This window comes from Nonomuraea rosea (genome assembly GCF_039539705.1).
Taxonomy (GTDB): Bacteria; Actinomycetota; Actinomycetes; order Streptosporangiales; family Streptosporangiaceae; genus Nonomuraea; species Nonomuraea rosea.
The window spans coordinates 155,562-179,837 of sequence record NZ_BAABDQ010000005.1; the positions used below are offsets into that span (position 1 = coordinate 155,562).

Sequence of the window (24,276 nt, forward strand, 5' to 3'; positions counted from 1 at the left end):
CCGCGCCACGGACAGCGCGCCCCCAACTCGCGCCCCCAACTCGCGCCCCCAACTCGCGCCCCCCAACTCGCGCCATGACCAAGGAGAATCGCATGGACCAGCTGGACTCCTCCCCGTTCCCCGACGACCTGCGGGAAGAGCTCGCCGTGCAGCCCAGGCGGGGCCCGTCGAAGCTCACCCTGGCGCTGGCCGCCGGCGTCGTCCTGGTGGCCGGGGTGCTCATCGGCATCCAGGCGGGCAAGCTGTTCGGCACGCCCGCCGCCACGGTGGCGGGCGGGCCGCAACGTTCCACGGGCGGGTACGGCCAGCAGCAGCTGCCCGGCGGCTACAACCAGCGCGGCCAGCAGCCCGGCGGCGGCCAGCAGCCGGGTGGCGGCCAGCAGCAGCCCGGCGGCGGGCAGCGGATGGGCGGCGGCACCGTCGGCACCGTGGAGAAGGTCGAGGGCGGCAAGGTCTACGTGAAGACCACGGACGGCGCCACCGTCACGGTGACCACGACGGACCAGACCACCGTCCAGATTTCCAAGCCCGGTAAGGTGTCCGACCTGGAGACCGGCACCTCGGTGGTCGTGCGTGGCCAGCAGGGCGGCGACGGCTCGGTGGCCGCGGCGTCGATCACCCAGGGCGGGCAGGGATTCCAGGGAGGAGGCCCGCGATGAACGAACCCGAGGCCAGGCTGCTGGTGGTCGACGACGAGCCCAACATCAGGGAGCTGTTCTCGGCCAGCCTGCGCATGGCCGGGTTCGAGGTGCTGACGGCGGCCGACGGCATGGAGGCGCTGCGGGTGGCGGAGGAGAGCACGCCGGACCTGGTGATGCTCGACGTGATGCTGCCCGACCTGGACGGCCTGGCGGTCGCCGGGAGGCTGCGGTCCCGTGGCCGCCGGGTGCCGGTGCTGTTCGTGACGGCCAAGGACACGCCGGAGGACCGGCTCGCCGGGCTGGGGCTCGGCGAGGACTACGTGACCAAGCCGTTCAGCCTGGAGGAGGTCATCGCCAGGATCCGGGCCGTGCTGCGCAGGACCCGCAGGGGGACGCCGCCGCCGAACCGCCTCCAGGTCGCCGACCTCGAACTGGACGAGGAGACCCACGAGGTCTGGCGCGACGGCATCCCGATCAGGCTGTCGCCCACGGAGTTCAGGCTGCTGCAGTACTTCATGCTGAACGTCGGCCGGGTGCTGTCGAAGACGCAGATCCTCGACCACGTCTGGAACGGTGACTGGCGCACCGACGTCGGGCTGGTCGAGTCGTACGTGTCCTATCTGCGGCGCAAGGTGGACATCGGCGAGCGCAAATACCTGCACACGCTGCGCGGAGTCGGCTACATCCTCCGCCCGCCCCGCGTATGAGCTCCAACGGAAGGGGCGCCCCGGAGCAGGGCGGCTCGGGAAAGAGCGCCACGGCGCAGGCCGCCTCGGGGAAGGGCGCCGCGGACAAAGGCGCGCAGCGGAAGGGGAGCGCGCTGAGGCGGTGGCTCGCGGTGCGCAAGCAGCTCGCGCGGACCCCGCTCTGGCTGCGGCTGGTCTCCGCCACCCTCCTCCTGGTCACCCTCGCCATCACCCTGACGGGCCTGTTCGCCGTGCGGCTGCTGCGCGGCTACCTCGTCGAGCGCGTCGACCAGCAGCTGCGCGCCGCCAGCAGGCCCGTACGCGACGTGCCGCCGCCCCCCGACCTGCGCCCGGAGGCGCGCCCGCAGCGCCTCTTCGGCCTGTTCCACTCGGTGCTGCTGGACTCCGGCGGCGTCGCGATCAGGACGCTCAGCGAGTCGACCGACGAGCACACGCCCGCCCTGCCCCGGCTGACCGGCGCCGACGTCGTCGCGCGCCAAGGGCGGCCCTTCACCGTGGACTCCCGCGCCGCGGGCGGCCCGAGCTGGCGGGTGGTCGCCGTTCCCGGCAGGCTGGGGGAGAGCCGGGTGTTCGCCATCAGCCTGGGCGACGTGGACGGCACGGTCTCCCAGCTCGGCCTGATCGTGGCGGTCGGCGGCGGCGGCACGCTCATCGTGCTCGGATTCGCCTGTTATTGGCTGGTACGCCGGAGCATGCGCCCGCTCGGCGAGATCGCGCGTACGGCCAAGGACATCGCCGGCGGCGACCTGTCGCGCCGCGTGCCGCTCTGGGCCGGCACCACCGAGGTCGGCAAGCTCGGCCGCTCGCTCAACACCATGCTCGCCCAGATCGAGTCGGCCGCGCGCGAGCGCGAGGCGGCGGCCGAGTCGGCCCGCGCGTCCGCCACGGCCGCCAAGCGCTCCGAGGAGCTGATGCGCAGGTTCATGGCCGACGCCTCGCACGAGCTGCGCACGCCGCTGACGTCGATCAGGGGGTTCGCGGAGCTGTACCGGCTGGGGGAGGACAAGGACCTGGCCGAGGCCGTGCGCCTGCTGAGCCGCATCGAGGGGCAGGCGGCCCGGATGGGGCTGCTGGTGGAGGACATGCTCCTGCTGGCCAGGCTCGACCAGCGGCGCGCGCTGGCCATGCGGCCCGTGGACCTGCTCAGCCTGGCGGCCACGACGGTGATCGACGCCCAGACCCTGGCGCCCGACCGGCGGATCGAGCTGGTCCGGCTGTTCGGCAAGGAGGGCGACGTGATGGTGACGGGGGACGAGTCGCGGCTCGGGCAGGTGCTCAACAACCTCGTGACGAACGCGCTCACCCACACCCCGCCGGGCACGGCCTTCCAGGTGCGGGTCGGCGTGGACGGCGACCAGGCCGTGGTGGAGGTGGCCGACGAAGGGCCGGGGTTCTCCGCGGAGGTGGCGGAGCGCGTGTTCGAGCGGTTCTACCGGGCCGATCCCGCGCGCAGCCTGGGCGGGTCCGGGCTGGGGCTGTCGATCGCGGCGACGCTGGTGGAGGCGCACGGCGGCATCGTCGTGGCGGAGGGCCGGCCGGGCAAGGGCGCTCTGTTCCGGGTGATCCTGCCCGTCGACGGGCAGGCCGCGGTTACGCCGGAGAAAGCCCTGCCGAGCTGACGCCGCCTCAGCCGAAGGAAGCTCAGCCGAGCTGACGCAGGCTGAGGTGGTGGAAGCTCAGCCGAGCTGACGCAGGCTCAGGTGGTGGAAGCTCAGCCGAAGGCGTAGCCGTACAGGCCGGTGCCCTTGCTGAGGCGGCGGACCTTGCCGAGCCGCAGGCCCGGCTTGCGCGCGCCGGGCGCGTACAGGACCAGGCCCTGGTCGGGGGCGGCGACCACCAGCCCGTACAGCGGCGGCCGCTTGGCCAGCGAGCGGTAGCGCCCGCCCTGCGGGAGCGCCGCCAGGGAGGCGCCGAAGTCCCGGCCCTCGCCCTTGACCAGCAGGTTCCCGGCCCGGGTGAGCCCGCCGGACGCGCGTCCCATGAGCACCTGGACCGCCTTCTCACCGGGCACGCCCACGGCCAGCTCGTCGTGGCCGTCGCCGTTGAAGTCCCCGGCCGCCAGCGACGCCCCGAACCGGTCGTAGTAGCGCGGCACGCCCTGGAGCGAGTTCTGCGACCAGGCCTCGCTCTTGTAGGCGCTGAGACCGCCCCGGGAGCCGTACAGGACGTCCACGGTGCCGTCGCCGTAGTCCATGGCCCGCTGGTTGGCGCTGAGCCCCTCGCCGGGAACGCCGATGGCCAGGTCGGACCGGCCGTCGCCGTTGAAGTCGCCGGTGGCCAGCGCCGCGCCGAACCCGTCCCACTTCTCCGAGGCCCCCTTGATGCCCGGCGTGCTCTGCGTGAGCTGCCGGGCCCGCCGCCCGCGTACGTCGATCACGGTGACCGAGCCCTGCCCGTCCAGCTTGACGCTGTCGGCGGGCGCGCCGACGACGAGCTCGTCCCGGCCGTCGCCGTCGAAGTCGCCGGTGGCCAGCGCCGCCCCCCACTGGTCGGTGACGCTCGCCGCCTGCCGCACCCACGGCGTCTTCTGCGTGATCTGGTACGGCTTGCGGCCCTTCATCCAGTACACCGTCACCGCCCCGCCCGACCGGTGGCTGGGCGCGCCCACGACGAGCTCGTCCCTGCCGTCCCCGTCGAGGTCCCCGGCCGCCAGCGACGCCCCGAACCGATCGCTCGACGGCTTGGCCAGCGCCAGCTGCCTGCCCGCCACCAGGCCGCCGGGGGAGCCGTGGTAGAGCTGGACGACGCCGTTCCCGTCGCCGCCGGGCACCCGTTCGCCCGCGAACTCCTCCGACACCCCCACCGCCAGGTCGGCGCAGCGGTCCCCGTCGAAGTCGCCCACGGCCAGCGCCGACCCGAACGAGTCGCCCGGCTCCGCGCCCTCCTGGGAGAGCTTCACCTTCTTCCCCGAGCCGTAGATCACGGTCATCGATCCGGCCCTGGAGCCGTCGTAGGGCGCGGCCACGGCGAGGTCGGGCCGGGCGTCGCCGTCGAAGTCGAGCGGGTGCCCGCCGCACGCGTGAGCCGCGGCGGGGGCCGTACCGGAAGCGAGAGGAAGAACCAGGCAGGCGGCGAGCAGCGCATTCATACCGGAAGTAATGTCCACACCGGTCGAACCGTGCCTGAACGCCGCGAGAACGGGCCAGGAGGGCAGGATGCACATCGGCCGCCGGGTCCCGCTGAGCCGGGAACGTGCCAGGATAGACGGGTGGACATCGATCTCGCGGATCTGGATTTCTGGCGCAAATCCCTTAAAGAGCGAAATGAGGCTTTCGCCCAGCTCCGGCAACAGGAGCTTCCGGTGTTCTTCCCCGAGAAGAAGGTGCCGTTCCTCCGCTCAGGCAAGGGCTTCTACGCCCTCGTACGCCACGCGGACGTGGTCGAGGCCAGCCGCAACGCCAAGATCTTCTCCAGCGAGCCCGCCGTCACCAACCCCGAGCCGCCCGGCTGGGTGAAGCAGGTGTTCGGCGAGTCGATGGTCAACATGGACGACCCCCGCCACGCCCGCCTGCGCAGGATCGTCACCCGCTCGTTCAGCCCGAAGATGCTGGCCAACCTGCAGAGCGACATCGAGGCCGCCTGCGCGCGCATCGTGGACGGCGTCGTGGCGGAGGGCCCGAGGGACTTCGTCTCCCAGGTGGCCGCCAAGCTGCCCATCCACGTCATCTGCGACATGCTCGACATCCCGCAGGAGCTGCGCGACAAGGTCCACCAGCACGTCGACGTCTCCACCGCCTACACCGGCGTGCGCCCCAGCCTGGCACGCAGCGTGCAGATGGCCGGCCAGAACATGCTGGCCCTGCTGGCGCTCCAGCGCATGGTCATCAAGCTCGGCCACGAACGCGCCGCCGACCCCAAGGGCGACCTGGTCTCCCTGCTGGTCAACGCCAACCCGGACGGGGAGAAGCTCGCCGACCGCGAGCTGGGCTCGTTCTTCGCGCTGCTGCTGGTCGCGGGCAACGAGACCGCGCGTAACACGATGGCCCACGGCATCAGGCTCCTCACGGAGAACCCGGCGCAGCGCGAGCTGCTGCTGAGCGACTTCGACCGGCACATCAACGGCGCCATCGAGGAGATGGTCCGTTACGTGTCGCCCATCATGCAGTTCAGGCGCACGGTCACCGAGGATTATTCGCTGCGCGGCCTGGAGCTGAAGAAGGGCGACAAGGTGGTCCTGTTCTACGGCTCGGCCAACCGCGACGAGTCGGTCTTCCAGCACGCGGACACGTTCGACATCACCCGCGACACCAAGCCGCACGTCGGCTTCGGCGGGCCTGGCCCGCACTTCTGCCTCGGCGCGAACCTGGCCAGGCAGGAGATGCGCACGATGTTCCGTGAGCTGCTGACCAGGCTGCCCGGCATCCGCTCGGTCGGCGAGCCCGAGCTGCTGCTGTCGAATTTCGACAACAGCGTCCGCAGCCAGGCGTTCACCTTCTAGCGGCTCAGCCGCTCGGTGGGCCGGCGATCCGGGTGACGAGCAGGTCGAGCCGCTCCGCCTGGGCGCTCGGGGGGATCCGGCCGCTTTCCGACAGGGCGGCCATGCCGTGCAACGCGCTCCAGGTGACTTCGGCGAACAGCTCGCGTCGCGGGTCGTCCGGAGGGAAGCAGCTCACGAACTCGTCGAAACAGGCGCGCAGCGGGGCCGGCGTCTCGGCGTGCGCGAACTTCACATCGGTCGGCAGGACGAACATGGCCTGGTAGAGGGCGGGCTGCTCGGTCGCGAACTCCAGGTAGGCACGGCAGACCGCGTGCAGCGCCTGAGGCGGCTCGGGGGCGGCCAGCCGGGTATGCCGCAGGCGGGCCGCGAGCTCACCGAAGCCTTCGACGGCGACGGCGCTCAGGATGGCGTCCTTGCCGTTGAAGTGGCTGTAGAGCACGGGCTGGCTGTACTCGACGCGCTCGGCCAGCCTGCGCGTCGTCACCGCCTCCCACCCTTCGGCCTCGGCCAGCTCGCGGGCGGTCGTGATGATCAGCTGATGGCGTTGGGCGCGTTCACGTTCGCGGCGCTTCGCGATGGCGGACATGGCTGCATCATAGCAACGCTAGACATCGTGTCCAGGATAGGAATATGGTCGCCAACAGGACCGGCTAGTCGTCGTCATCGTCCATCAGGACGTTGGTCCTGATGGTCACGAAGGTGATCAGCGCCGCCAGCACCATCATCCCCGCGCTGATCAGCATCGCGGTCCGGAATCCCGCGTCGAACACCGGCGGGTTCTCGAACGCGTCGCCCACCAGCCCGACCAGCGGCGGCACGGCGGCGACCGCGAGCAGGCTGCCCGTGCGGGCGACGGCGTTGTTGATGCCGCTGGCCGTGCCCGCGTACCGCTCCTGGGCGGTGGCCAGCACGGTCGCCGTCAGCGGCGCGACCGCGCCCGACAGCCCGAGGCCGAAGACCGTGACCGCCGGGAGCACCTGGAACGGGTAGGAGGCGTGGAAGCCGATCGTGCTCATCCAGAGGAACCCGGCGCCCGCCACCAGGATCCCGATCGTCATCGGCCAGCGCGGCCCGACCCGCTTGGCCAGCTCTCCGGCCCTGGCCGACAGCAGCATCATCAGGATCGTCGTGGGCAGCATGGCCAGCCCGGCCACGATGGGGGAGAAGCCGGAGACCACCTGGAGCTGCACCACGAGCAGGAAGAACACCACGCCCATGGCCGCGTACATGATCAGCGTCACCACGTTCACCGCCGAGAACACGCGATCGCGGAAGAGGCTCACCGGGACCAGCGCGTCGGGCGACCTGCGGATCTCGGTCACCACGAACGCCGCGCCCAGCGCCAGCCCCACGACCAGCGGGATCGACACCCCCTTCTGGATCAGCCCGTAGGTGATCCCGGCCAGGGCCAGCGCCGCGAGCACCGCGCCGAGCACGTCGAAGCGCCCCGCGGCCTGCTCGTCCTTGCTCTCCGGCACGTGCCGGAGCGCGACGAACACGATGAGCGCCGCGAACGGCAGGTTGATCAGGAACGCCCACCGCCAGCCGGCCGTCTGCACCAGCCCGCCGCCGAGCAGCGGCCCGATGGCGCTGGCGACCCCGCCCAGCCCCGACCACGCGCCCACCGCCCGCGGCCGGTCGTGCCGGATGAACGACGCCTGGATGATCGCCAGCGAGCCCGGCGTGAGCAGCGCGCCGCCGATCCCCTGCAGCGCCCTGGCCGCGATCAGGAACTCGATGTTCTGGGCCAGCCCGCAGAGCGCCGAGGCCACGGCGAACCAGACGGTGCCGATGAGGAAGACCTTCCGCCGGCCGTACCGGTCACCGAGCGACCCGCCCAGCAGGATCAGCCCCGCCAGGGTGAGCGTGTACGCGTTGATCGTCCACTGCAGCCCGGCCATGCCCGCGTCGAGGTCCTTGCCCAGGAACGGCAGCGCGACGTTCACCACGGTGCTGTCGAGCATCGCGAGCCCGGAGCCGAGCACGGTGGCCCCGAGGATCCACCGGCCGCGAGCCGACTTGAGCTCGATGTGGTGGTTCGCCGCGAGCTCGTTGGGGCCTTCTGTCATGGTCCAATCCTGTCACCGCCGTGCCCCGGAGGGCCCGCGCCCCCGCGCCGCGCTCCCGAGCGCCCGCTGCACAGGCTCCTAGCGGGACTGCGCGCTCCCGAGGGCCCGCAGCACGAACTCGCACACCAGCGCCCCCGCCGTCTCCACCGTCACCTCGCCGCTGATCAGCGGCACCCGCTCGGCCCCCACCACCGCCATGATCATCCGCGCCGTCGCGCCGATGTCGAGCACCCGGAAGTCGCCCGCCTCGACGCCGTTGTCCAGGATCTCCACCAGAATCCGCTGCATCGGCGCGACGTGCTCGGCGAGCTGCTGGTAGGCGTCGGGGCCCAGCGCCGCGCTGAGATCCGCCGCACCGGGGTGCGGGTGCGCGAGCAGCCCGGCGAGCTGGAGCCGGACGAACGCCCGCAACCGGTCCGCCGGCGAGGCGCCCGCGGGCAGCTCCCGCTCGTAGCTGTCGATGAAGTATTGGGTGACCCGCTCGGTGAACGCGAGCAGCAGCGCGGCCTTGTCCGGGAAGTAGTTGTACAGGACCGTCCTGGTGATGCCCGCCTCGCCGGCCACGTCGGTCATCGAGATGGCGTCGATGCCCTGCACCTTGGACAGGCGCGAGACGGCCTGCAGGATCCGGTCGCGCGTCTGGGCGCGGTGCTCGCCGATGGTGGCGGCGGAGATGCGGGGCATGGCTCCCATGGTAGGCCGCCCCGCCCGTCACGTGCCGCCCCCTTGAGACAGGCGGCCGAGCGCCGTCACGTAACTGTCGATTTTTTGCGTAACTCATTTTCATTCTTGCAGTAGTCGTTGTAACATCCCCTCATGCCGAGACGACTCTCCGATGTGGCCGCCTTCGCCGGGGTGAGCGTGGCGACCGTCAGCCGGGTGCTGCACGACAAGCCCGGCATCGCCCAGGCCACCCGCGACTCCGTGCTGACCGCGCTCGACGTCTTCGGCTACGAGCGCCCGCAGAAGCTGCGCAACGACCGGGCCCCGCTCATCGGCCTGGTGCTGCCCGAGCTGCAGAATCCGATCTTCCCCGCCATGGCCGAGCTCCTCGTCACCGAGCTGATCAGGCACAACCTGCTTCCCGTCCTGTGCACCCGCACCGCCGACGGGCTGCCGGAGGCGCACTACGTCGAGATGCTGCTCGCCCAGAACGTCGGCGGCATCGTCTTCATCGGCAGCAGCTACGCCGACGCGGGGCCGGCCCAGGTCAAGGCGCTGCGCGAGCGGAAGCTGCCCATCGTGCTGATCAACGCCGCCGACGAGAACCTCGACGTGCCCAGGGTCTGCGTGGACGACGGCGTCGCCGTGCAGCAGGCGCTCGGCCACCTGCGGGCGCTGGGCCACGAGCGGATCGGCCTGATACTCGGGCCGGTCGGGCACGTCCCGTCCGCGCGCAAGCTCGCCGCGTACGCCGCGCATGCCGAGGAGCGCGGTGACCTGGGGTGGCGCTCTCTCGTGGCGCACACGATCTTCTCCATGCAGGGCGGCGCCAACGCGGCGGGGCGGCTGGTCGGCGGCGAGGGCGTCACCGCCCTGGTGTGCGCCAGCGACGCGCTCGCGCTCGGCGCCATCAGGGCCGTGCGCAAGCTGGGGCTGCGGGTCCCCGCGGACGTGTCCGTCGTCGGGTTCGACGACTCCAGCCTGATGAACGTGACGGACCCGCCGCTGACCACCGTGCGCCAGCCCATCGCGGCCATGGGCGGCGCGGCGGTCGCCGCCCTGATGTCGCAGATCCATGGCCATGTGGTGCCCGTCGACGAGGTGTTGTTCGACCCCGAGCTGATCGTGCGCGGCTCCACCGGCATGTGCGCCGGCGGAGCCGCCCGCTAGCGGCTGCCGGCGGCCCGGAGGGTCTGTCAGTAAATTTCATATCACAGCAAGATTCTTGCGTCACTCTCTGGACATCCGGCGAGTGCGGTTCTACGGTTCTGGGCAACACCTCGGCGCTCAGAAACCTCCAGTCGACACGTCGGCAACCAGCCTTTGACACGAACGGCGGCACCCGCGTACCGCTGGCGATCCGGGCTGCCCAGGTCCATCCACGGAACCGGTCACAAGGGGTTCCACCCACGGAAGGGATCGCTAGTGATGAAGCGCGGCAAGCCCATCGGGCAGTCACTGGCCGTCTGCGCGACCCTCTGCGCGACCATGGCCTCCACGGCGTGCGGCGGCGGGGCCGCCGAGACCGCCGCGTCGCCGGGCGGCCCGGTGACCATCACGGTCAACGGGCTGCCTCCCGCGACCGACGAGTACAACAGGGCCGTCTTCGAGGCCGACGTCAAGGCGTTCGAGGCGAAGAACCCGAGCGTCAGGATCGACGCCAAGGAGGGCTTCATGGACCCTCAGACGTTCAGCGCCAAGATCGCCGGCGGCCAGCTCGAAGACGTCTTCTACGTCTACCTCACCGACGCCCAGAACCTCATCGCCAAGCGGCAGGTCTCGGACATCAGCCCGCACCTGGCCGGATTCCCGGTCACCAAGGACTACAAGCCGGGCCTGATGAAGGTCTTCTCCGACCAGGCCGGCAAGGTGTACGGGCTCCCCGACGACAACTACTCCCTCGGCCTGCTCTACAACCGCAAGCTGTACGCGAAGGCCGGGCTCGACCCGGACCGCCCGCCGGCCACCTGGACCGAGGTCCGCGAGAACGCCAAGAAGATCTCCGCGCTCGGCGGCGGCGTCGTCGGCTACGGCGACTACAGCAAGTCCAACACCGGCGGCTGGCACTTCACCGCCGAGATCTACTCCCTCGGCGGCGACGTCGCGGTCAAGGACGGCGGCGGCGCCTGGCAGGCCGCCTTCAACGACGACCGGGGCCGCCAGGTCCTGCAGCAGCTCAAGGACATGCGCTGGACCGACGACTCGATGGGGCAGCGCCAGCTCCTGGAGTACGACGACCTGGTCAAGCTGATGGCCACCGAGAAGCTCGGCCAGCAGATCGGCTCGACGGGCGACCTCACCAACACCGTCACCCGCTTCAAGGGCACCTACGACGACTACGGCATGGGCCCGATCCCCGGCGGCCAGGGCACGCTCGGCGGCGGCAGCGGTTACATGTTCAAGGCCGGGCTGAGCGCGGAGAAGATCAAGGCGGGGCTGGCCTGGCTGACGTTCAAGAAGAACCCCGACCGCATCGACGCCGACAACGAGCGGTCGGCGGCCAAGGGCCTGCCGGTCGGCCTGCCCGAGCCGAACGTGTGGACCGGCGGCTCCGAGCAGAAGCAGCTCGCCGCCACCAAGAAGCACGCGACCATCCCCACGGAGAACTTCGCGCCCTTCGCCGAAGCGCTCGCCCGCATCCCGGTCAAGCTGGAGCCGCCGAACGCCCAGCAGATCTACGCCGCCCTCGACACGGTCATGCAGAAGGTCCTGACCGACGAGGACGCCGACATCACTCAGCTGCTCTCCGATGCGGAGAAGCAGGTCAACCAGATTCTGTCGACCGTCAAGTAAGGGAACGACTCCATGGCGGTCAGCACCGCGCCGCACCGGCACCGCGTCGCCGGCAAGAGCACCGAACCGCGCGGCAGGGTCGCGGGCAACCTGCAGGCCTGGGCCTTCCTCGCGGCCGGCGTCGCCTGCTTCGCCCTGTTCTCCTGGTATCCCCTGGTCAGGGGCGTCATCCTCGGCTTCCAGCAGGTCAACTTCGTCACCGACCCGATCTGGGTCGGCTGGGACAACTTCCGCGCCCTGTTCGACGACCCGCTGTTCTTCACCGCCTGGGGCAACACGCTGGAGTTCACGGGGCTGGCGCTGCTGTTCGGCTACGCGGTGCCGTTCGTGGTCGCCATCGTGATCAACGAGTTCCGTCACCTCAGGGGCTTCTTCAGGATCGCCGTCTACCTGCCGGTCATGCTGCCGCCGATCGTCAGCGTGCTGCTCTGGCAGTACTTCTACGACCCGGGCTCCGGCCTGTTCAACGCGATCCTGACCGGGCTCGGCCTGCCCGCCTCGGACTGGACCCAGTCGCCGAAGATGGCGATGATCTCCCTGGTCCTCGTCTCGACCTGGGCGAACATGGGCGGCGCCACGATCATGTACCTCGCCGGCCTGGCCACCATCCCCAGCGAGCTGTACGAGGCCGCCGAGCTCGACGGCGCGGGCGTCCGGCAGCGGATCAGGCACGTCGTCCTGCCGCAGATGCGCTTCATCCTGCTGGTCCTGCTCCTGCTGCAGATCGTGGCCACCATGCAGGTGTTCATCGAGCCGTACCAGCTCACCGGCACCACCAACCCGGACACGATCACGGTGATGGTGCTGGTCTACCGCTACGCCTTCACGGTCAACAACGACTTCGGCCTGGCGGCGGCGATGAGCGTGCTGCTGTTCGTGGTGCTGGGCGCCTTCTCGGCCGCGTACCTGCGCCTGACCCGTGACAAGGACTGAGATGACCCTCACCACCGCGCGCCCGGCCGCCACCCCGCCCGCCACCCCGCCCGCCACCCCGTCCCGGCCTCCCGTACGGCGGGCGCGCCGCGAGGCGGCCACGCGGACGCTGATCTCGCAGGCCGACCTCAGCAGGGGCCACCGCAGGGCCGTCTACTGGATCGTGCTGGCGGCGATGGCCGTGCTGTTCGCGCTGATCTTCGTCTTCCCGCTGTACTGGATGGTCACGGGGGCCATGAAGACCCCGGCCGAGCTGGCCGAGCCGGTGCCCACGCTCGTCCCGGGGAGCTGGCACCCCGAGACCTTCGCCGTCGCGTGGGAGCGCCTGGACCTCGGCAGGTTCCTGCTCAACACCGCCTTCTACACGGCCGGCGTCTGGCTGGTCACGCTCGTCGTGGACGTGGCGGCGGCGTACGCGCTGTCGAAGCTGCGCCCGCTGTTCGGCAAGGTCGTGCTGGGCCTGATCCTGGCCAGCCTCATGCTGCCGGCCGACGCGCTGCTGGTGCCGAAATACCTGGCCGTGGTCGACGTGCCGATCTTCGGCGTCAACCTGGTCGACTCGCCGTGGGCGCTGTGGCTGCCGGCCGCGGCCAACGCGTTCAACATCTACGTGCTCAAGCGCTTCTTCGACCGGATCCCCGCCGACCTCCTGGAAGCGGCGGCCATCGACGGCGCCGGGCGGTTGCGCGTGCTGTGGAGCATCGTGCTGCCGTTGTCGCGGCCGGTGCTGTCCGTGGTGTCGATCTTCGCGATCATCGGGGCCTGGAAGGACTTCCTCTGGCCGCTGCTGGTGCTGCGCGACCCCCAGGCGCAGTCGCTCAGCGTGGCGCTGAGCCGGATGGCGTTCACCGGGTACGTCCCGCAGAACGAGATGTTCGCCGCGCTCGCCATCGCCAGCCTGCCGATGATCGTCATCTTCATGATCTTCCAGCGCGGCATCCTCAACGGGCTGTCGGCCGGCGCGCTCAAGGGCTGACCGGGCGCCCACACCCCCCGAAAAAGGTAAGGAGTTCAGTTCGCCATGCTCCGAAGACTGTTACTCGCCACGATCGTCTCCCTCGGCGTGCTCGCCGCCCCCGCTCAAGCCGCCGCCACCACCTACCAGGCCGAGTCCGCGGTCCTGTCGGGCGGCGCGGCGGTCAGCACCGAGCACAGCGGCTACACCGGCACCGGCTTCGTCGCCGGGTACACCGACGGGAACAAGGGCCGCGCCGCCACCACCTTCACCGTCTCCGCCGCCCAGGCGGGCGCGGCGGTGGTGAGCCTGCGCTACGCGAACGGCACCGGCGCGCCGATGTCGCTGTCCGTGTACGTCAACGGCTCCCGCATCCGCCAGACGCCGCTGCCTGCCGTCGGCGCCTGGAACGCCTGGGGCACGCGGGACGAGACGCTCACCCTCGACGCCGGCGCCAACACGATCGCCTACCGCTTCGACAGCACGGACCTGGGCAACGTCAACCTGGACGGCATCACGGTCGCGGCTCCCGTGGCGGCGCTGCCGTACGAGATGGAGAGCGCGTTCCTGTCCGGCGGCACGAGCGTCGCGACCGCGACCGGCGGCTACAGCGGCACCGGTTACGTCACCGGCTTCACCGGCGCGGGCGCCCGCGTGATCCGCACCGTGACCATGCCCGCCGCGGGCGACGCCGTCACGACCGTCCGCTACGCCAACGCGACGGGCGGCGCGCGGACGCTCAGCACGTACGCGAACGGCGTCAAAACCGGCCGGCTCACCCTGCCCGCGGGCAGCGGCTGGCTGACCACGACCCACACGCTCGGCCTGCGCGCCGGCCTCAACCTGATCGGCTACCAGTTCGACGGCGGCGACACCGGCGGCGGCGTCGCGCTCGACGGCATCAGCGTCGCCGGCGCCGGCACCCTCGCCGCCCGCGGCGCCACCGTCCCCTACACCGCGTACGAGGCGGAGAACGGCACCACCAACGGCACCGTGCTCGGCCCCGACCGCGCCTACCGCACGATCGCCTCGGAGTCCTCGGGCCGCCGCGCCGTCCGCCTGGACGGGGCCGGGAAGTACACCCAGTTCACGCTCACCCGCCCGGCCGGAGCGATCGTCGTGCGCTACTCCATCCCGGACAACGCCGCGGGCACCGGCGCCACGGCCCCGCTGGCCGTCTACGCGAACGGCGCCAAGGTCACCGACCTGACCCTGACCTCCGCCTACAGCTGGGTGTACGGAAACTACCCGTTCCCGAACGACCCGGCGCTCGGCGGCGGCCACCGCTTCTTCGACGAGGTGCGCAAGACGCTGCCCGCCTACCCGGCGGGAACCGTGCTCAAGCTGCAGAACGAGGGCGCCACCCCCGTCACCGTGGACCTGGTCGAGACCGAGGTCGTGGCGCCGGCCTACACCGCGCCCGCCGGCTCCGTGGACATCACCGCCCACGGCGCCGTCCCCGGCTCCGGCGACGACACGGCCGCGATCAACGCCGCGATCAGCGCCGCCAAGTCGCAGGGCGCGAGCGTGTGGATCCCGGCGGGGACGTTCGACGTGAGCACGCGGATCAACGTCGCGGGCGTCACCGTGCGCGGCGCCGGCATGTGGCACACCACCATCCGGGGCGGCAACGGCCGCGGCGGTTTCTACGCCGTCGGCGGCAACGTGCAGCTGGCCGACTTCACCTTCGCGGGCGACGTCCGCTACCGCGACCCGGACGGCGTCGTCACCACCGACGCGGCCATGGAGGGCAACTTCGGCACCGGCTCGCTGATCCACCACGTCTGGGTCGAGCACGCCAAGGTCGGCCTGTGGGTCAACGGCGGCACCGACGGCCTGTACGTGGCCGGCGTCCGCATCCGCGACACCTTCGCCGACGGCGTGAACCTCAACGACGCGGTCACCGGCACCCGCGTCGACCAGAGCGTCCTGCGCAACACCGGCGACGACGCCCTGGCCATGTGGTCGCACACCACGCCGGTCACCGGCAGCGCGTTCACCTTCAACACCGCCACGCTGCCGATGCTGTCCAACACCGCGGCGATCTACGGCGGCAACGGCAACCGCATCGAGGACAACCTGTTCTCCGACACCGTCTACACCGCCGCGGGCATCGCCATCAGCACCTGGCACCAGTCCCAGCCGTTCAGCGGCACGACCTCGGTCCAGCGCAACACGCTGACCAGGACCGGCGGCTGGAACAACGACTGGAACAGCAGCCAGGGCGCGGTGTGGATCTACGCCGAGTCGCGCGAGATCACGGCGCCCGTCGTGGTCAGGGACGTGACCGTCAACGACAGCACCTACCAGGGGCTGCTGCTGAGCTGGCAGAAGACGATCTCGAACCTCACCCTCGACCACGTCACCATCGCCGGCGCCGGCACGTACGGCATCGAGGCCAACGCGGCCGGCAGCGCCACGGCGAGCCACGTCACCGTCACCGGGGCCGCCGCCGGCGGCCTGAACAACCCGGCCGGCTACACCTTCGTCCGCGGACAGGGCAACAGCGGCTGGTAGCGGCCATCCGGCACGAGGGCGTCCCGCGCCGAGCGCGGGACGCCCGCACACATCCACGCAACAGCGACAGTCAGGAGAGCATGTCCATGGCCCTCACCCCGGCCGCCTGGTGGCGCACGGCCGCGATCTACCAGATCTACGTGCGCAGCTTCGCCGACGGCGACGGAGACGGCATCGGCGACCTCGCCGGGCTCCGGCGGCGCCTGCCCTACCTCCGCGAACTGGGCGTGGACGCCCTCTGGCTCACCCCGTGGTACGTCTCGCCGATGGCCGACGCCGGGTACGACGTCGCCGACTACCGGGACATCGACCCCGTCTTCGGCACGCTGGCCGAGGCCGAGGAGCTCATCGCCGACGTGCACGCCCACGGCCTGCGGATCATCATCGATTTGGTGCCGAACCACTGCTCCGAGCGGCACCCCTGGTTCCAGGAGGCGCTCGCCGGCGGGCCGGCCAGGGACCGGTTCTGGTTCCTGCCGGGGCGCGGCGAGCACGGGGAGCTGCCGCCGAACGACTGGCAGTCCTACTTCGGCGGCCCGGCCTGGACGCCGGCCGGCGACGGGCAGTGGTACCTGCACATGTTCGCGCCCCAGCAGCCCGACCTGAACTGGGAGAACGCGGAGGTGCGCGCGGAGTTCGAGGACATCCTGCGCTTCTGGCTCGACCGGGGCGCGGACGGATTCCGCGTGGACGTGGCGCACGGGCTGGTCAAGAAGGACGGGCTGCCCGACGCCGGGGCCGATCCCGACCCGGCGGACCTGCCGTACCAGGACTGCGACGGCGTGCACGAGATCTACCGCGCCTGGCGGCGGGTGTCGGACGCGTACGCGGGGGAGCGGGTGTTCGTGGGCGAGGTGTGGCTGCCGACGCCCGCCCAGTTCGCCCGCTATCTGCGGCCGGGGGAGCTGCACTCGGCGTTCAACTTCGAGTTCCTGGTCGGCGCGTGGGAGGCCGGGCCGGTGCGCGAGGTGATCGCGGCCACGCTGGCCACCCACGAGAGCGTCGGCGCGCCCCCTACCTGGGTGCTGTCCAACCACGACACGATCCGCCACGTCACCAGGTACGGCAGGGAGCGGACCGCGTTCGACATGGGCGACAAGCGGCACGGCGCGCCGAGCGACCCGGAGCTCGGCGCGCGCAGGGCCAGGGCGGCGGCGCTGCTCACGCTCGCGCTGCCCGGCGGCGTCTACGTCTACCAGGGGGACGAGCTGGGGCTGGCCGAGGTGGAGGACCTTCCGGAGGAGCTGCTGCAGGACCCCACGTGGGAACGGTCCGGCCGCACCGACCGCGGCAGGGACGGCTGCCGGGTGCCGCTGCCGTGGTCGGGTGACCAGGCGCCGTTCGGCTTCTCGCCTCCCGAGGCCGCCGCGGAGCCGTGGCTGCCGCAGCCCGCGGCCTGGAAGGGGCTGACCGCCGAGGCGCAGGCCGCCGATCCCGGCTCGATGCTCTCCCTCTACCGGGCCGCCCTCGCCCTGCGCCGCGGCCTGGTGGCCGGGCTGCCCCAGACGCTCACGTGGCTGGAGGCGGGCGCGGGCGTCGTGGCCTTCGCCCGGCCGGGCGGGTTCGCCTGCGTGGTGAACTTCACGGCCGCGGCCGTCGCGCTGCCCGCGCACGTGGAGGTCCTGCTGGCCAGCGCGCCCGTCGCGGACGGCCTCCTCCCGGCGCACGCCTGTGCCTGGCTGCGCCGCTGACCGCCCGGCCTGTCTAGGCGGCGGCCTTGACGACGTGCAGGAGCTCGGCGAGCACTTCCGTGTTGAGCTGGTAGGCCAGCTTGACCTCGCGGATGATCCGCTGCTCCTCGCGCTCGTCCAGCTCCAGCTCGTCCAGCCGCGACCGGTATTCGGTCTTGAACCGGGGCAGGCTGCCCAGCTCGTCGAAGATGTAGAAGTCGACGCCGCCGCCCTTGGCGTAGCCGTAGATCTTCTGCAGCTCCATCCTGATGAACTGCCCGCCGGACAGGTCGCCCAGGTAGCGGGTGTAGTGGTGGGCGATGTAGCCGCCGGGCCAGTCGGCCACCTGGTGGATGCGGGCGACGAGGGTGCGGGTGGACTTGGACGGCGCGATCCGGTCGCGCCAGCCCGCCCCGTACACCGTGGCCAGGTCCCGCTCCAGCGCCCGCTCCCGGTAGAGCTCGGGGAAGACGAACCGGCCGGCCACCGGGTGCGCGGCCAGCTCCCGTGACACTCCGTCAAGGGCGAGGTACGCGAAATAGTGCTGGGCGATCATCTCGCCGTATTCGTGTTCGCTCAGCCGGCCGGCCATCAGCTCCGAGAGATAGCTCTCGGACTCGGCCGACTCATGGTCGGCCCATGTGGCGTTTCTCAAGGTCTCGGAGAACGACGTCGTCACGGCCCACCTCTACTCGCACTACGGTTTCATGACGAAGTGTCACAAACATCGGCGGCGTGCGTCAAGCTGATGACGACACCATGTCAGCAAAGCGTGCCTCCCCTCTCTCGTACCCAGGAATAGGGAAGTCAAGAGGTGCGGCGCCGGCGGCCCGGCCGCCCGCGTCACCGCACGGTCGGAATCTCTGCGTAATACCAGAGAGTGACCTCGGACACTCTCGCGCCACCCCTAGGTTTGGGGGACGGTCGTGGTGATGCCGGTCCACGGCCGGATGCCGCCGCCGGAGGTGAGCCAGCGCACAGAAGTCACTACCCGTCGGTCAAATCGGGAGTCCCTGATTTACCGGCTCTCCCACTAACATACGAGCACATTGCCAGCAGCCGTATCTGGAGTGATCTTTGTCAGTTCATGCCGATGTAGCCAGGCGACGTATCGAAGAGCTTCTCCGTGCGAACGAGGAGCAGATCGTCCGCCGCTGGAGCGAGATCGCCCAAGCGCCGCAGGAGGAGCTTCAGGAGCTCTACCGGGCGCTGCTCTCCGCACTCGAAGAGGGCAAGAACGACTTCGCGGACGTCCGCGGCCTGCTCTCCGAGCTGTCGCGTGCGCGGGTCCGCGCCGGGCACACGCCCTCGGACACATCCAGGCGCGTCTTCGCCCTGAAGGAAGCGCTCTACGAGGTCGTCGAGGCCGACGGTGAAGCCGACGCGCTGCGCGGGTTCATCGGGTTCTCCAGGCTCATCGATGACCTGGGCCTGCTGACGTTCGAGACGTACGTGGAGGCCCGCGAGCAGATCATCCTGGATCAGGCCGAGCAGCTCCTGGAGCTGTCGACCCCGGTGGTCAAGCTGTGGGAGGGCATCGTGGCGGTGCCGTTGATCGGCACGCTCGACTCCGCACGCACCCAGGTCGTGATGGAGAAGCTGCTGCAGACGCTGGTCGACACCGGCGCCGAGCACGCGGTCATCGACATCACCGGCGTCCCCGCCGTCGACACCCAGGTCGCCCAGCACCTGCTGAAGACCGTCGTCGCGGCAAGGCTGATGGGCGCGGAGTGCGTCATCTCCGGCATCCGCCCGCAGATCGCGCACACCATCGTCACCCTCGGCATCGAGTTCGGCGACATCGTGACCAAGTCCTCGCTGGCCGACGCGCTCGCGCACGCCTTCCAGCGCGGCGGCGTCAAGGTGATCGGCGCGCCGGGCCCGCGGGTCACCGTCCGGGCGGAGAACGCGTAGTGCAGCGAGTCCCCATACTCAAACTCGGCGACATCCTGATCGTCTCCATCCAGCTCGACCTGGAGGACCAGACCGTGCTGGCCCTGCAGGAGGACCTGGCCGACTCCGTCGTCGCGCACGGCGCCAGGGGCGTGATCATCGACATCACCGCGGTGGAGATCGTCGACTCGTTCATCGGGCGGATGCTGGCCACGATCGCCGCGATGTGCCGCATGCTCGACGCGCAGACCGTGGTCGTCGGCATGCGCCCGGCCGTGGCGATCACGCTCGTCGAGCTCGGGCTGTCCCTGGGCGGCGTCCGTACCGCGCTCAATCTTGAGAAGGGGGTTGCGCTGCTGGACCACATCAGGGGCGCGACGCCGTGAGCGCCGAGCGGGAGCTGGGCGTGGCGAGCAGCGCCGACGTCGTCGCGGTACGCCAGCTCGTCAGGACCGTGGCCGTCGAGGTCGGCCTCTCCCTCGTCGACCAGACGAAGATCGTGACCGCGGCCAGCGAGCTGGCGCGCAACGCCCTCGTCTACGCCGGCGGCGGAGACGTCCGGATCTCCGTCGTCCAGAACGGGCCTAGGCGCGGGCTCAAGATGGTCGTCAACGACGAGGGCCCCGGCATCCCCGACCTGGAAAAAGCCCTCACCGACGGCTATACCACGGGGTCCGGCCTGGGCCTCGGGCTCGGCGGGTCACGCCGGCTGGTCGACGAGTTCGACCTGCTGACCGCGCCGGGCAAGGGCACGACCGTGACGGTGACGAAGTGGGCCAGGTGACGAGTCCGCCGATGGAGCACTGGATCCGGGCCGAAGATCCCAGTGCGGTCGGAGCGGTCCGCCGGCAGGCCGTCGAGCTTGCCGAGCGGGCCGGTTTCGACGCCACCTTGATCGGGCAGACGGCCGTGGCCGTCAGTGAGGCGGTGTCGAACCTCGTCAAGCACGCCGTGGAGGGAGCCGTGATGGTCCGCCCGCATCCGGAGGCCGCCGCGACGGTGGAGCTCATCACCCTGGACAAGGGGCCGGGCATGGCCGACATCGGCCGCGCGCTGCGCGACGGCTACTCCACCTCCGGGACGCTGGGCATCGGCATGGGGGCCATCGCCCGCATCGCCACCGGCTATGACGTGCACTCCCTGCCGGGCAAGGGCACCGTGCTCGCCATGCACTTCACCGCCGACAAGGCCGCCGCCCCGCCGCAGCGGGCCAGCGGCGTGACCAGGCCCATCGGCGAGGAGACGGTCTGCGGCGACGCCTTCGCCATCTCCGAGATCGGCGCCGTCACCACCGTGCTGCTCTGCGACGGTCTGGGCCACGGCCACATCGCGGCGCAGGCCTCGCGCCTGGCCGTCGAGCTGTTCCTTCAGGTACGCGACCAGGAGCCGCTGGCGATCCTGGACCACCTGCACCGCGGGCTGACCCGGACCCGCGGTGGTGCCGCGGCGGTGGCGCGCGTCGAGCCGGGCGGCGTGACGTTCGCCGGGCTCGGCAACGTCTCCGGCTGGGTCGCGCACGCCGAGGGGCGCCAGGGCATGGTGTCGGTGCCGGGAATCGCCGGGAAGCAGGGAGCGCACCTGCGGCAGTACGCGTACGAGATGCCCGGCTACGCCACCGTGGTCCTGCACTCCGACGGGCTGACCGCGCGCTGGGACCCCGCGGCCATGCCCGGCCTGTTCTCCCGCACCCCGGCGGTGATCGCGGCCGGGCTGATGCGCGAGGCGGGCAGCAGGAGGGACGACGCGTGCGTGGTGACGGCGAGGCCGGGGACATGACGGAGGTCGAGCTCATCCGCGTCAAGCTCACGGCCGACCAGGACGTCTTCGTGCTGCGCCGCCTGGGCCGGGCCGCCGCCGAGCTGGCCGGGCTGGAGTCGCAGGACCAGGTCCGGGTGGCGACGGCGCTCAGTGAGGCGGGCAGGGAGGTCCTCGGCATCGGCGCGACCGCGGTGATCGCGCTCGGCGAGGCCGAGCTGCTGATCACCCTGGAGCACTCCGGGCGGCCGGACCTGGCCGGCTCGGAAGGCATGAAGCTGGCCGGCCGGCTGGTCGACGAGGTCACCCTCGCCGAAGGACGCGTCACGATCGTCAAGCGGCTGGGCCCCCGGGTGAAGCCCGCTCCGGTCGAGGAGGTCCGCGGCAAGCTCGCCAGGCTGGCGCCGATCTCCGCGCTCGACGAGCTGCGCGAGCAGAACAGGGAGCTGGCCGAGACCCTGCAGGACGTCCTGCACCTCAACGCCGAGCTGCAGGAGACCAACTCCGGCGTGCTGGCGATGTACAACCAGCTCTCCACCGAGCTGGAGGAGACCAACAGGGGCGTGGTGGCCCTGTACGCGGAACTGGATGAGAAGTCCAGCCAGCTCCGCGAGTCGAACGAGGCCAGGAACCGCTTCTGGGCCACCGTCAGCCACGAGCTGCGCACCCCGCTCAACTCGGTCATCGGCCTGGTCAGGCTGCTGACCGGGCCGGGCGGCGACCCGCTGACCGAGGAGCAGGCGCACCAGGTGAGCCTCATCGGCGGCTCGACCCAGACGCTGCTGGAGCTCGTCAGCGAGCTCCTGGACATGGCCAAGGCGGAGTCCGGCCGCCTCGACCCGCAGCCGGCGCCGGTGGACCTGGCCAGGATGACCGACCAGCTCCACATGACGATGCACCCGACGAGCGAACGCGTCGGCGTCGTGCTGAGCCACGAGGTGGCGCAGGAGGTCGCCGAGCTGTACGTGGACGAGGGCATGCTGCTGCGGATCCTGCGCAACCTGCTGTCCAACGCGCTCAAGTTCACCCAGAGCGGCCACGTCCGGCTGGAGGCCAGGCTGGACGGGCCGGTGAGCGAGGTCGTCATCACCGTGACCGACACCGGCATCGGCATCGCGGAGGAGCACCTGACCCGCGTGTTCGAGGACTTCTACCAGGTGCCGGGCTCGCTCCAGGTCAGGTACCGGGGCACCGGACTGGGCCTGCCGTACGCGCGCAGGCTGGCCGAGGCGCTGGGCGGCACGCTGGAGCTGACCAGCACGCAGGGCGAGGGCACCACCGCCACGCTGCGGCTGCCGCACTACACCGGCGTGCCCGAGCTGGAGCGCGTGCTGATCGCCGACGACGACGAGGTGTTCCGCGCCGCCGCCCGCCGCATGCTGCACGGTTTCGCCGTCCACGTGGACGAGGCCGCCGACGGCGCCGCCGCGCTCGACCTGATGACGGCGGGCCCCCCGGACGTCATCCTGGTCGACCTGCTCATGCCGCGGGTCGACGGCCACGTGCTGCTCCAGCGGATGGCCGAGGAGGACGCGCTGAGCGGGATCCCGGTGGTCGTGGTGACGATCTCCCCCCAGCGCGCCCCCGACAACAGGGTGGTGCTGTCCAAGCACGGACTGCGGAGAGAGCAGCTGCTCCAGGCGATCCGCCGGGCGAGAGGAGCAAAAGGGTGATTGAGCCGGGGACTGTCCTGGTCGTCGACGACACACCGACCAAGCGGTACATCCTGTCGAGCTGGCTGCGCAGGGCGGGACACCAGGTGGTCGAGGCGAACGGCGGCGAGGAGGCGCTGCGGACACTCGCCGCGCGGCACGTGGACCTGGTCGTCCTGGACGTGCGGCTGCCCGACATCCCCGGATACGAAGTGTGCGAGCGCATCAAGGCGAACCCCGCCACCGCCGCGATCCCCGTCATCCAGGTGTCGGCCAACGCCATCACGGTGGCCGACCGGGCCGAGGGCCTGGAACGCGGCGCCGACGCGTACCTGGCGGAGCCGATCGAGCCCGCCGAGTTCGCCGCCACGGTGGAGGCCATGCTGCGCTACTACCGGGCGCGGTGGCGAGCGGAGCTCATGGCCGAGCGCCTGGCCAGGCTGGCCGACGTGACGCTCAGGATGAACGAGTCGGAGACCTTCGGCGAGCTCCTGACCGCGGCCGCCGAAGGCTCGGCCGAGCTGCTCGGCCGCTTCTCCGGCACCCTGGCGCTGCTGCCCGACGGGAGGACCCGCCGCTACCGCGCCCGCCCCGGCGAGCCGGCCACCGCCCATCCGGCCGCCCCCGACCTGCTCGACCGCCTGGCCAGAATGGTGCCCAAGGAGACCACCCGCACCCACGTGTTCACGCTCGACGCCGACACCTGGCGCACGCTCATGCCCGACGTGCAGCTCGAGGGACTCAGCACCGGTGTGCTGTGCCGGACCAAGAACTCCAGGGGACCCATCTACCTGGGGGTGGAGGCCGATCCGCCGCTCGACACCGACGAGATCAACCTGCTGCGCCAGCTCGGCCAGGAGCTGGCGCTGGCCGTGGGCGCGCTGCGCGCCTACACCGAGGAGCACGCGATCGCGCTGACCCTCCAGCGCAGCCTGCTGCCCAGCCGCATCCCCGAGGTGCCCGGCCTGCAGGTGGCGATGCGCTACCAGCCGGCCGTGGACAACGTCGAGATCGGCGGCGACTTCTACGAGGTGCTGCCGATCGGCGAGCGGGTGCTGGTGGCCATCGGCGACGTGGAGGGCCACTCCCTGCACGCGGCGACCGTGATGGCGGAGCTGCGCCACGCCATGCGATTCTCCTTCATCGCCCAGGTGGACCTGAGCGCGTCGCTCGACCTGCTCAACCAGATGATGCGGCGCTACCACCCGCGCATGACCGCCACGCTGTGCCTCGTGCTCATCGACCCGGCCACGGGCGAGGTCGAGGTGGCCAACGCCGGGCACATCCCGCCGCTGTTCGCCGGGCCCGGCTGCGCCTACCACAGCCTGGGCAACCTGCTGCTCGGGGCCATGCCGGAGGAGTACCAGGTGGACCGGCTGAAGCTGCCGCCCGGCGGCACGATGCTGCTGTTCACCGACGGGCTCGTGGAGGACCGCAGCCTCTCGCTCGACGAGAGCCTGGAGAACGCCAGGCGGCTGGCGGAGACCGTCGAGGACGACCTGGAGGACTTCGCCGACCGGATGCTGGAGTCGTTCGGGGCCGGCGAGGACGACGTCGCGCTGGTCGTCGTCCGCCGGGAGGCGTGAGCTC

At 71.2% G+C, this 24,276-nt stretch carries 21 protein-coding genes; 16 read left to right on the forward strand and 5 right to left on the reverse strand.

The window, feature by feature from the left end; translation table 11 throughout:
• The first annotated feature begins 92 nt into the window (after positions 1-92).
• Genes ABEA43_RS14460 through ABEA43_RS14470 form a run of 3 tightly spaced genes read left to right on the forward strand, consistent with a single transcriptional unit; the run spans position 93 to position 2,967 of the window.
• Positions 93-659 carry a hypothetical protein gene (locus ABEA43_RS14460; RefSeq protein WP_345561977.1) on the forward strand — a complete coding sequence of 189 codons (567 nt, stop codon included), beginning with the start codon at positions 93-95 and terminating at the stop codon, positions 657-659.
• Positions 656-1,348, forward strand: a complete 693-nt coding sequence (locus ABEA43_RS14465) for a response regulator transcription factor (RefSeq protein WP_345561978.1) — start codon at positions 656-658, stop codon at positions 1,346-1,348. The genes ABEA43_RS14460 and ABEA43_RS14465 overlap by 4 nt, the downstream gene beginning before the upstream one ends.
• Positions 1,345-2,967 carry an ATP-binding protein gene (locus ABEA43_RS14470; RefSeq protein ID WP_345561979.1) on the forward strand — a complete coding sequence of 541 codons (1,623 nt, stop codon included), beginning with the start codon at positions 1,345-1,347 and terminating at the stop codon, positions 2,965-2,967. Before ABEA43_RS14465 ends, ABEA43_RS14470 begins: the two co-directional genes overlap by 4 nt.
• Positions 2,968-3,059: 92 nt before the next feature.
• Here the strand turns inward: ABEA43_RS14470 and ABEA43_RS14475 are convergent, their stop codons facing one another.
• The gene (locus ABEA43_RS14475) at positions 3,060-4,436 is read right to left on the reverse strand and encodes an FG-GAP-like repeat-containing protein (protein ID WP_345561981.1); all 1,377 of its coding nucleotides are present in this window, start codon (positions 4,434-4,436) and stop codon (positions 3,060-3,062) included.
• A 120-nt stretch (positions 4,437-4,556) separates the two neighbouring features.
• On the opposite strand from ABEA43_RS14475, the gene ABEA43_RS14480 reads away from it, so the two are divergent.
• Positions 4,557-5,786 (forward strand): cytochrome P450, encoded by a 1,230-nt coding sequence (locus ABEA43_RS14480; RefSeq protein ID WP_345561983.1) that lies wholly within the window; start codon positions 4,557-4,559, stop codon positions 5,784-5,786.
• A gap of 4 nt (positions 5,787-5,790) precedes the next feature.
• Here ABEA43_RS14480 and ABEA43_RS14485 read toward each other — a convergent pair whose 3' ends face one another.
• The 3 genes from ABEA43_RS14485 to ABEA43_RS14495 form a co-directional block, all read right to left on the reverse strand.
• A complete protein-coding gene (locus ABEA43_RS14485) occupies positions 5,791-6,372 on the reverse strand; it encodes a TetR/AcrR family transcriptional regulator (RefSeq protein ID WP_345561984.1) in 582 nt (193 codons plus the stop codon).
• Between the two features lie 64 nt (positions 6,373-6,436).
• The gene (locus ABEA43_RS14490; RefSeq protein ID WP_345561985.1) at positions 6,437-7,855 is read right to left on the reverse strand and encodes an MFS transporter; all 1,419 of its coding nucleotides are present in this window, start codon (positions 7,853-7,855) and stop codon (positions 6,437-6,439) included.
• A gap of 78 nt (positions 7,856-7,933) precedes the next feature.
• Complete coding sequence (locus tag ABEA43_RS14495) at positions 7,934-8,539, reverse strand: TetR/AcrR family transcriptional regulator (RefSeq protein ID WP_345561987.1); 606 nt, start codon at positions 8,537-8,539, stop codon at positions 7,934-7,936.
• Positions 8,540-8,671: 132 nt separating this feature from the next.
• Here ABEA43_RS14495 and ABEA43_RS14500 point away from each other — a divergent pair, with 132 nt between their 5' ends.
• From ABEA43_RS14500 to ABEA43_RS14525, 6 genes are all read left to right on the forward strand, one after another.
• The gene (locus tag ABEA43_RS14500; protein WP_345561989.1) at positions 8,672-9,688 is read left to right on the forward strand and encodes a LacI family DNA-binding transcriptional regulator; all 1,017 of its coding nucleotides are present in this window, start codon (positions 8,672-8,674) and stop codon (positions 9,686-9,688) included.
• Between the two features lie 258 nt (positions 9,689-9,946).
• Positions 9,947-11,311, forward strand: coding sequence for an ABC transporter substrate-binding protein (locus tag ABEA43_RS14505; RefSeq protein WP_345561991.1), 1,365 nt, complete (start codon positions 9,947-9,949; stop codon positions 11,309-11,311).
• Between the two features lie 12 nt (positions 11,312-11,323).
• Positions 11,324-12,244, forward strand: coding sequence for a carbohydrate ABC transporter permease (locus ABEA43_RS14510; protein WP_345561992.1), 921 nt, complete (start codon positions 11,324-11,326; stop codon positions 12,242-12,244).
• Position 12,245: 1 nt separating this feature from the next.
• Positions 12,246-13,220, forward strand: coding sequence for a carbohydrate ABC transporter permease (locus tag ABEA43_RS14515; protein ID WP_345561994.1), 975 nt, complete (start codon positions 12,246-12,248; stop codon positions 13,218-13,220).
• A 45-nt stretch (positions 13,221-13,265) separates the two neighbouring features.
• Positions 13,266-15,716, forward strand: a complete 2,451-nt coding sequence (locus tag ABEA43_RS14520) for a CBM35 domain-containing protein (protein WP_345561995.1) — start codon at positions 13,266-13,268, stop codon at positions 15,714-15,716.
• 80 nt (positions 15,717-15,796) lie between these two features.
• Positions 15,797-17,407 carry a glycoside hydrolase family 13 protein gene (locus ABEA43_RS14525; protein WP_345561996.1) on the forward strand — a complete coding sequence of 537 codons (1,611 nt, stop codon included), beginning with the start codon at positions 15,797-15,799 and terminating at the stop codon, positions 17,405-17,407.
• Between the two features lie 13 nt (positions 17,408-17,420).
• On the opposite strand, the gene ABEA43_RS14530 is transcribed toward ABEA43_RS14525, so the two are convergent.
• Positions 17,421-18,065 (reverse strand): biliverdin-producing heme oxygenase, encoded by a 645-nt coding sequence (locus ABEA43_RS14530; protein ID WP_345561997.1) that lies wholly within the window; start codon positions 18,063-18,065, stop codon positions 17,421-17,423.
• A 398-nt stretch (positions 18,066-18,463) separates the two neighbouring features.
• Between ABEA43_RS14530 and ABEA43_RS14535 the strand changes: the two genes are divergently transcribed.
• Genes ABEA43_RS14535 through ABEA43_RS14560 form a run of 6 tightly spaced genes read left to right on the forward strand, consistent with a single transcriptional unit; the run spans position 18,464 to position 24,272 of the window.
• Positions 18,464-19,300: an STAS domain-containing protein gene (locus ABEA43_RS14535; protein WP_345561998.1), complete on the forward strand. Its 837-nt coding sequence runs from the start codon at positions 18,464-18,466 to the stop codon at positions 19,298-19,300.
• A complete protein-coding gene (locus ABEA43_RS14540) occupies positions 19,300-19,665 on the forward strand; it encodes an STAS domain-containing protein (RefSeq protein ID WP_345561999.1) in 366 nt (121 codons plus the stop codon). The genes ABEA43_RS14535 and ABEA43_RS14540 overlap by 1 nt, the downstream gene beginning before the upstream one ends.
• Positions 19,662-20,063 (forward strand): anti-sigma regulatory factor, encoded by a 402-nt coding sequence (locus ABEA43_RS14545; RefSeq protein ID WP_345562000.1) that lies wholly within the window; start codon positions 19,662-19,664, stop codon positions 20,061-20,063. The genes ABEA43_RS14540 and ABEA43_RS14545 overlap by 4 nt, the downstream gene beginning before the upstream one ends.
• A gap of 11 nt (positions 20,064-20,074) precedes the next feature.
• Positions 20,075-21,055, forward strand: a complete 981-nt coding sequence (locus tag ABEA43_RS14550; protein WP_345562001.1) for an ATP-binding protein — start codon at positions 20,075-20,077, stop codon at positions 21,053-21,055.
• Positions 21,025-22,707 (forward strand): ATP-binding response regulator, encoded by a 1,683-nt coding sequence (locus tag ABEA43_RS14555; protein ID WP_345562003.1) that lies wholly within the window; start codon positions 21,025-21,027, stop codon positions 22,705-22,707. The genes ABEA43_RS14550 and ABEA43_RS14555 overlap by 31 nt, the downstream gene beginning before the upstream one ends.
• Entirely contained in the window at positions 22,704-24,272 is a 1,569-nt protein-coding gene (locus ABEA43_RS14560; RefSeq protein ID WP_345562005.1) for a SpoIIE family protein phosphatase, read from the forward strand. The genes ABEA43_RS14555 and ABEA43_RS14560 overlap by 4 nt, the downstream gene beginning before the upstream one ends.
• Positions 24,273-24,276: the final 4 nt, after the last annotated feature.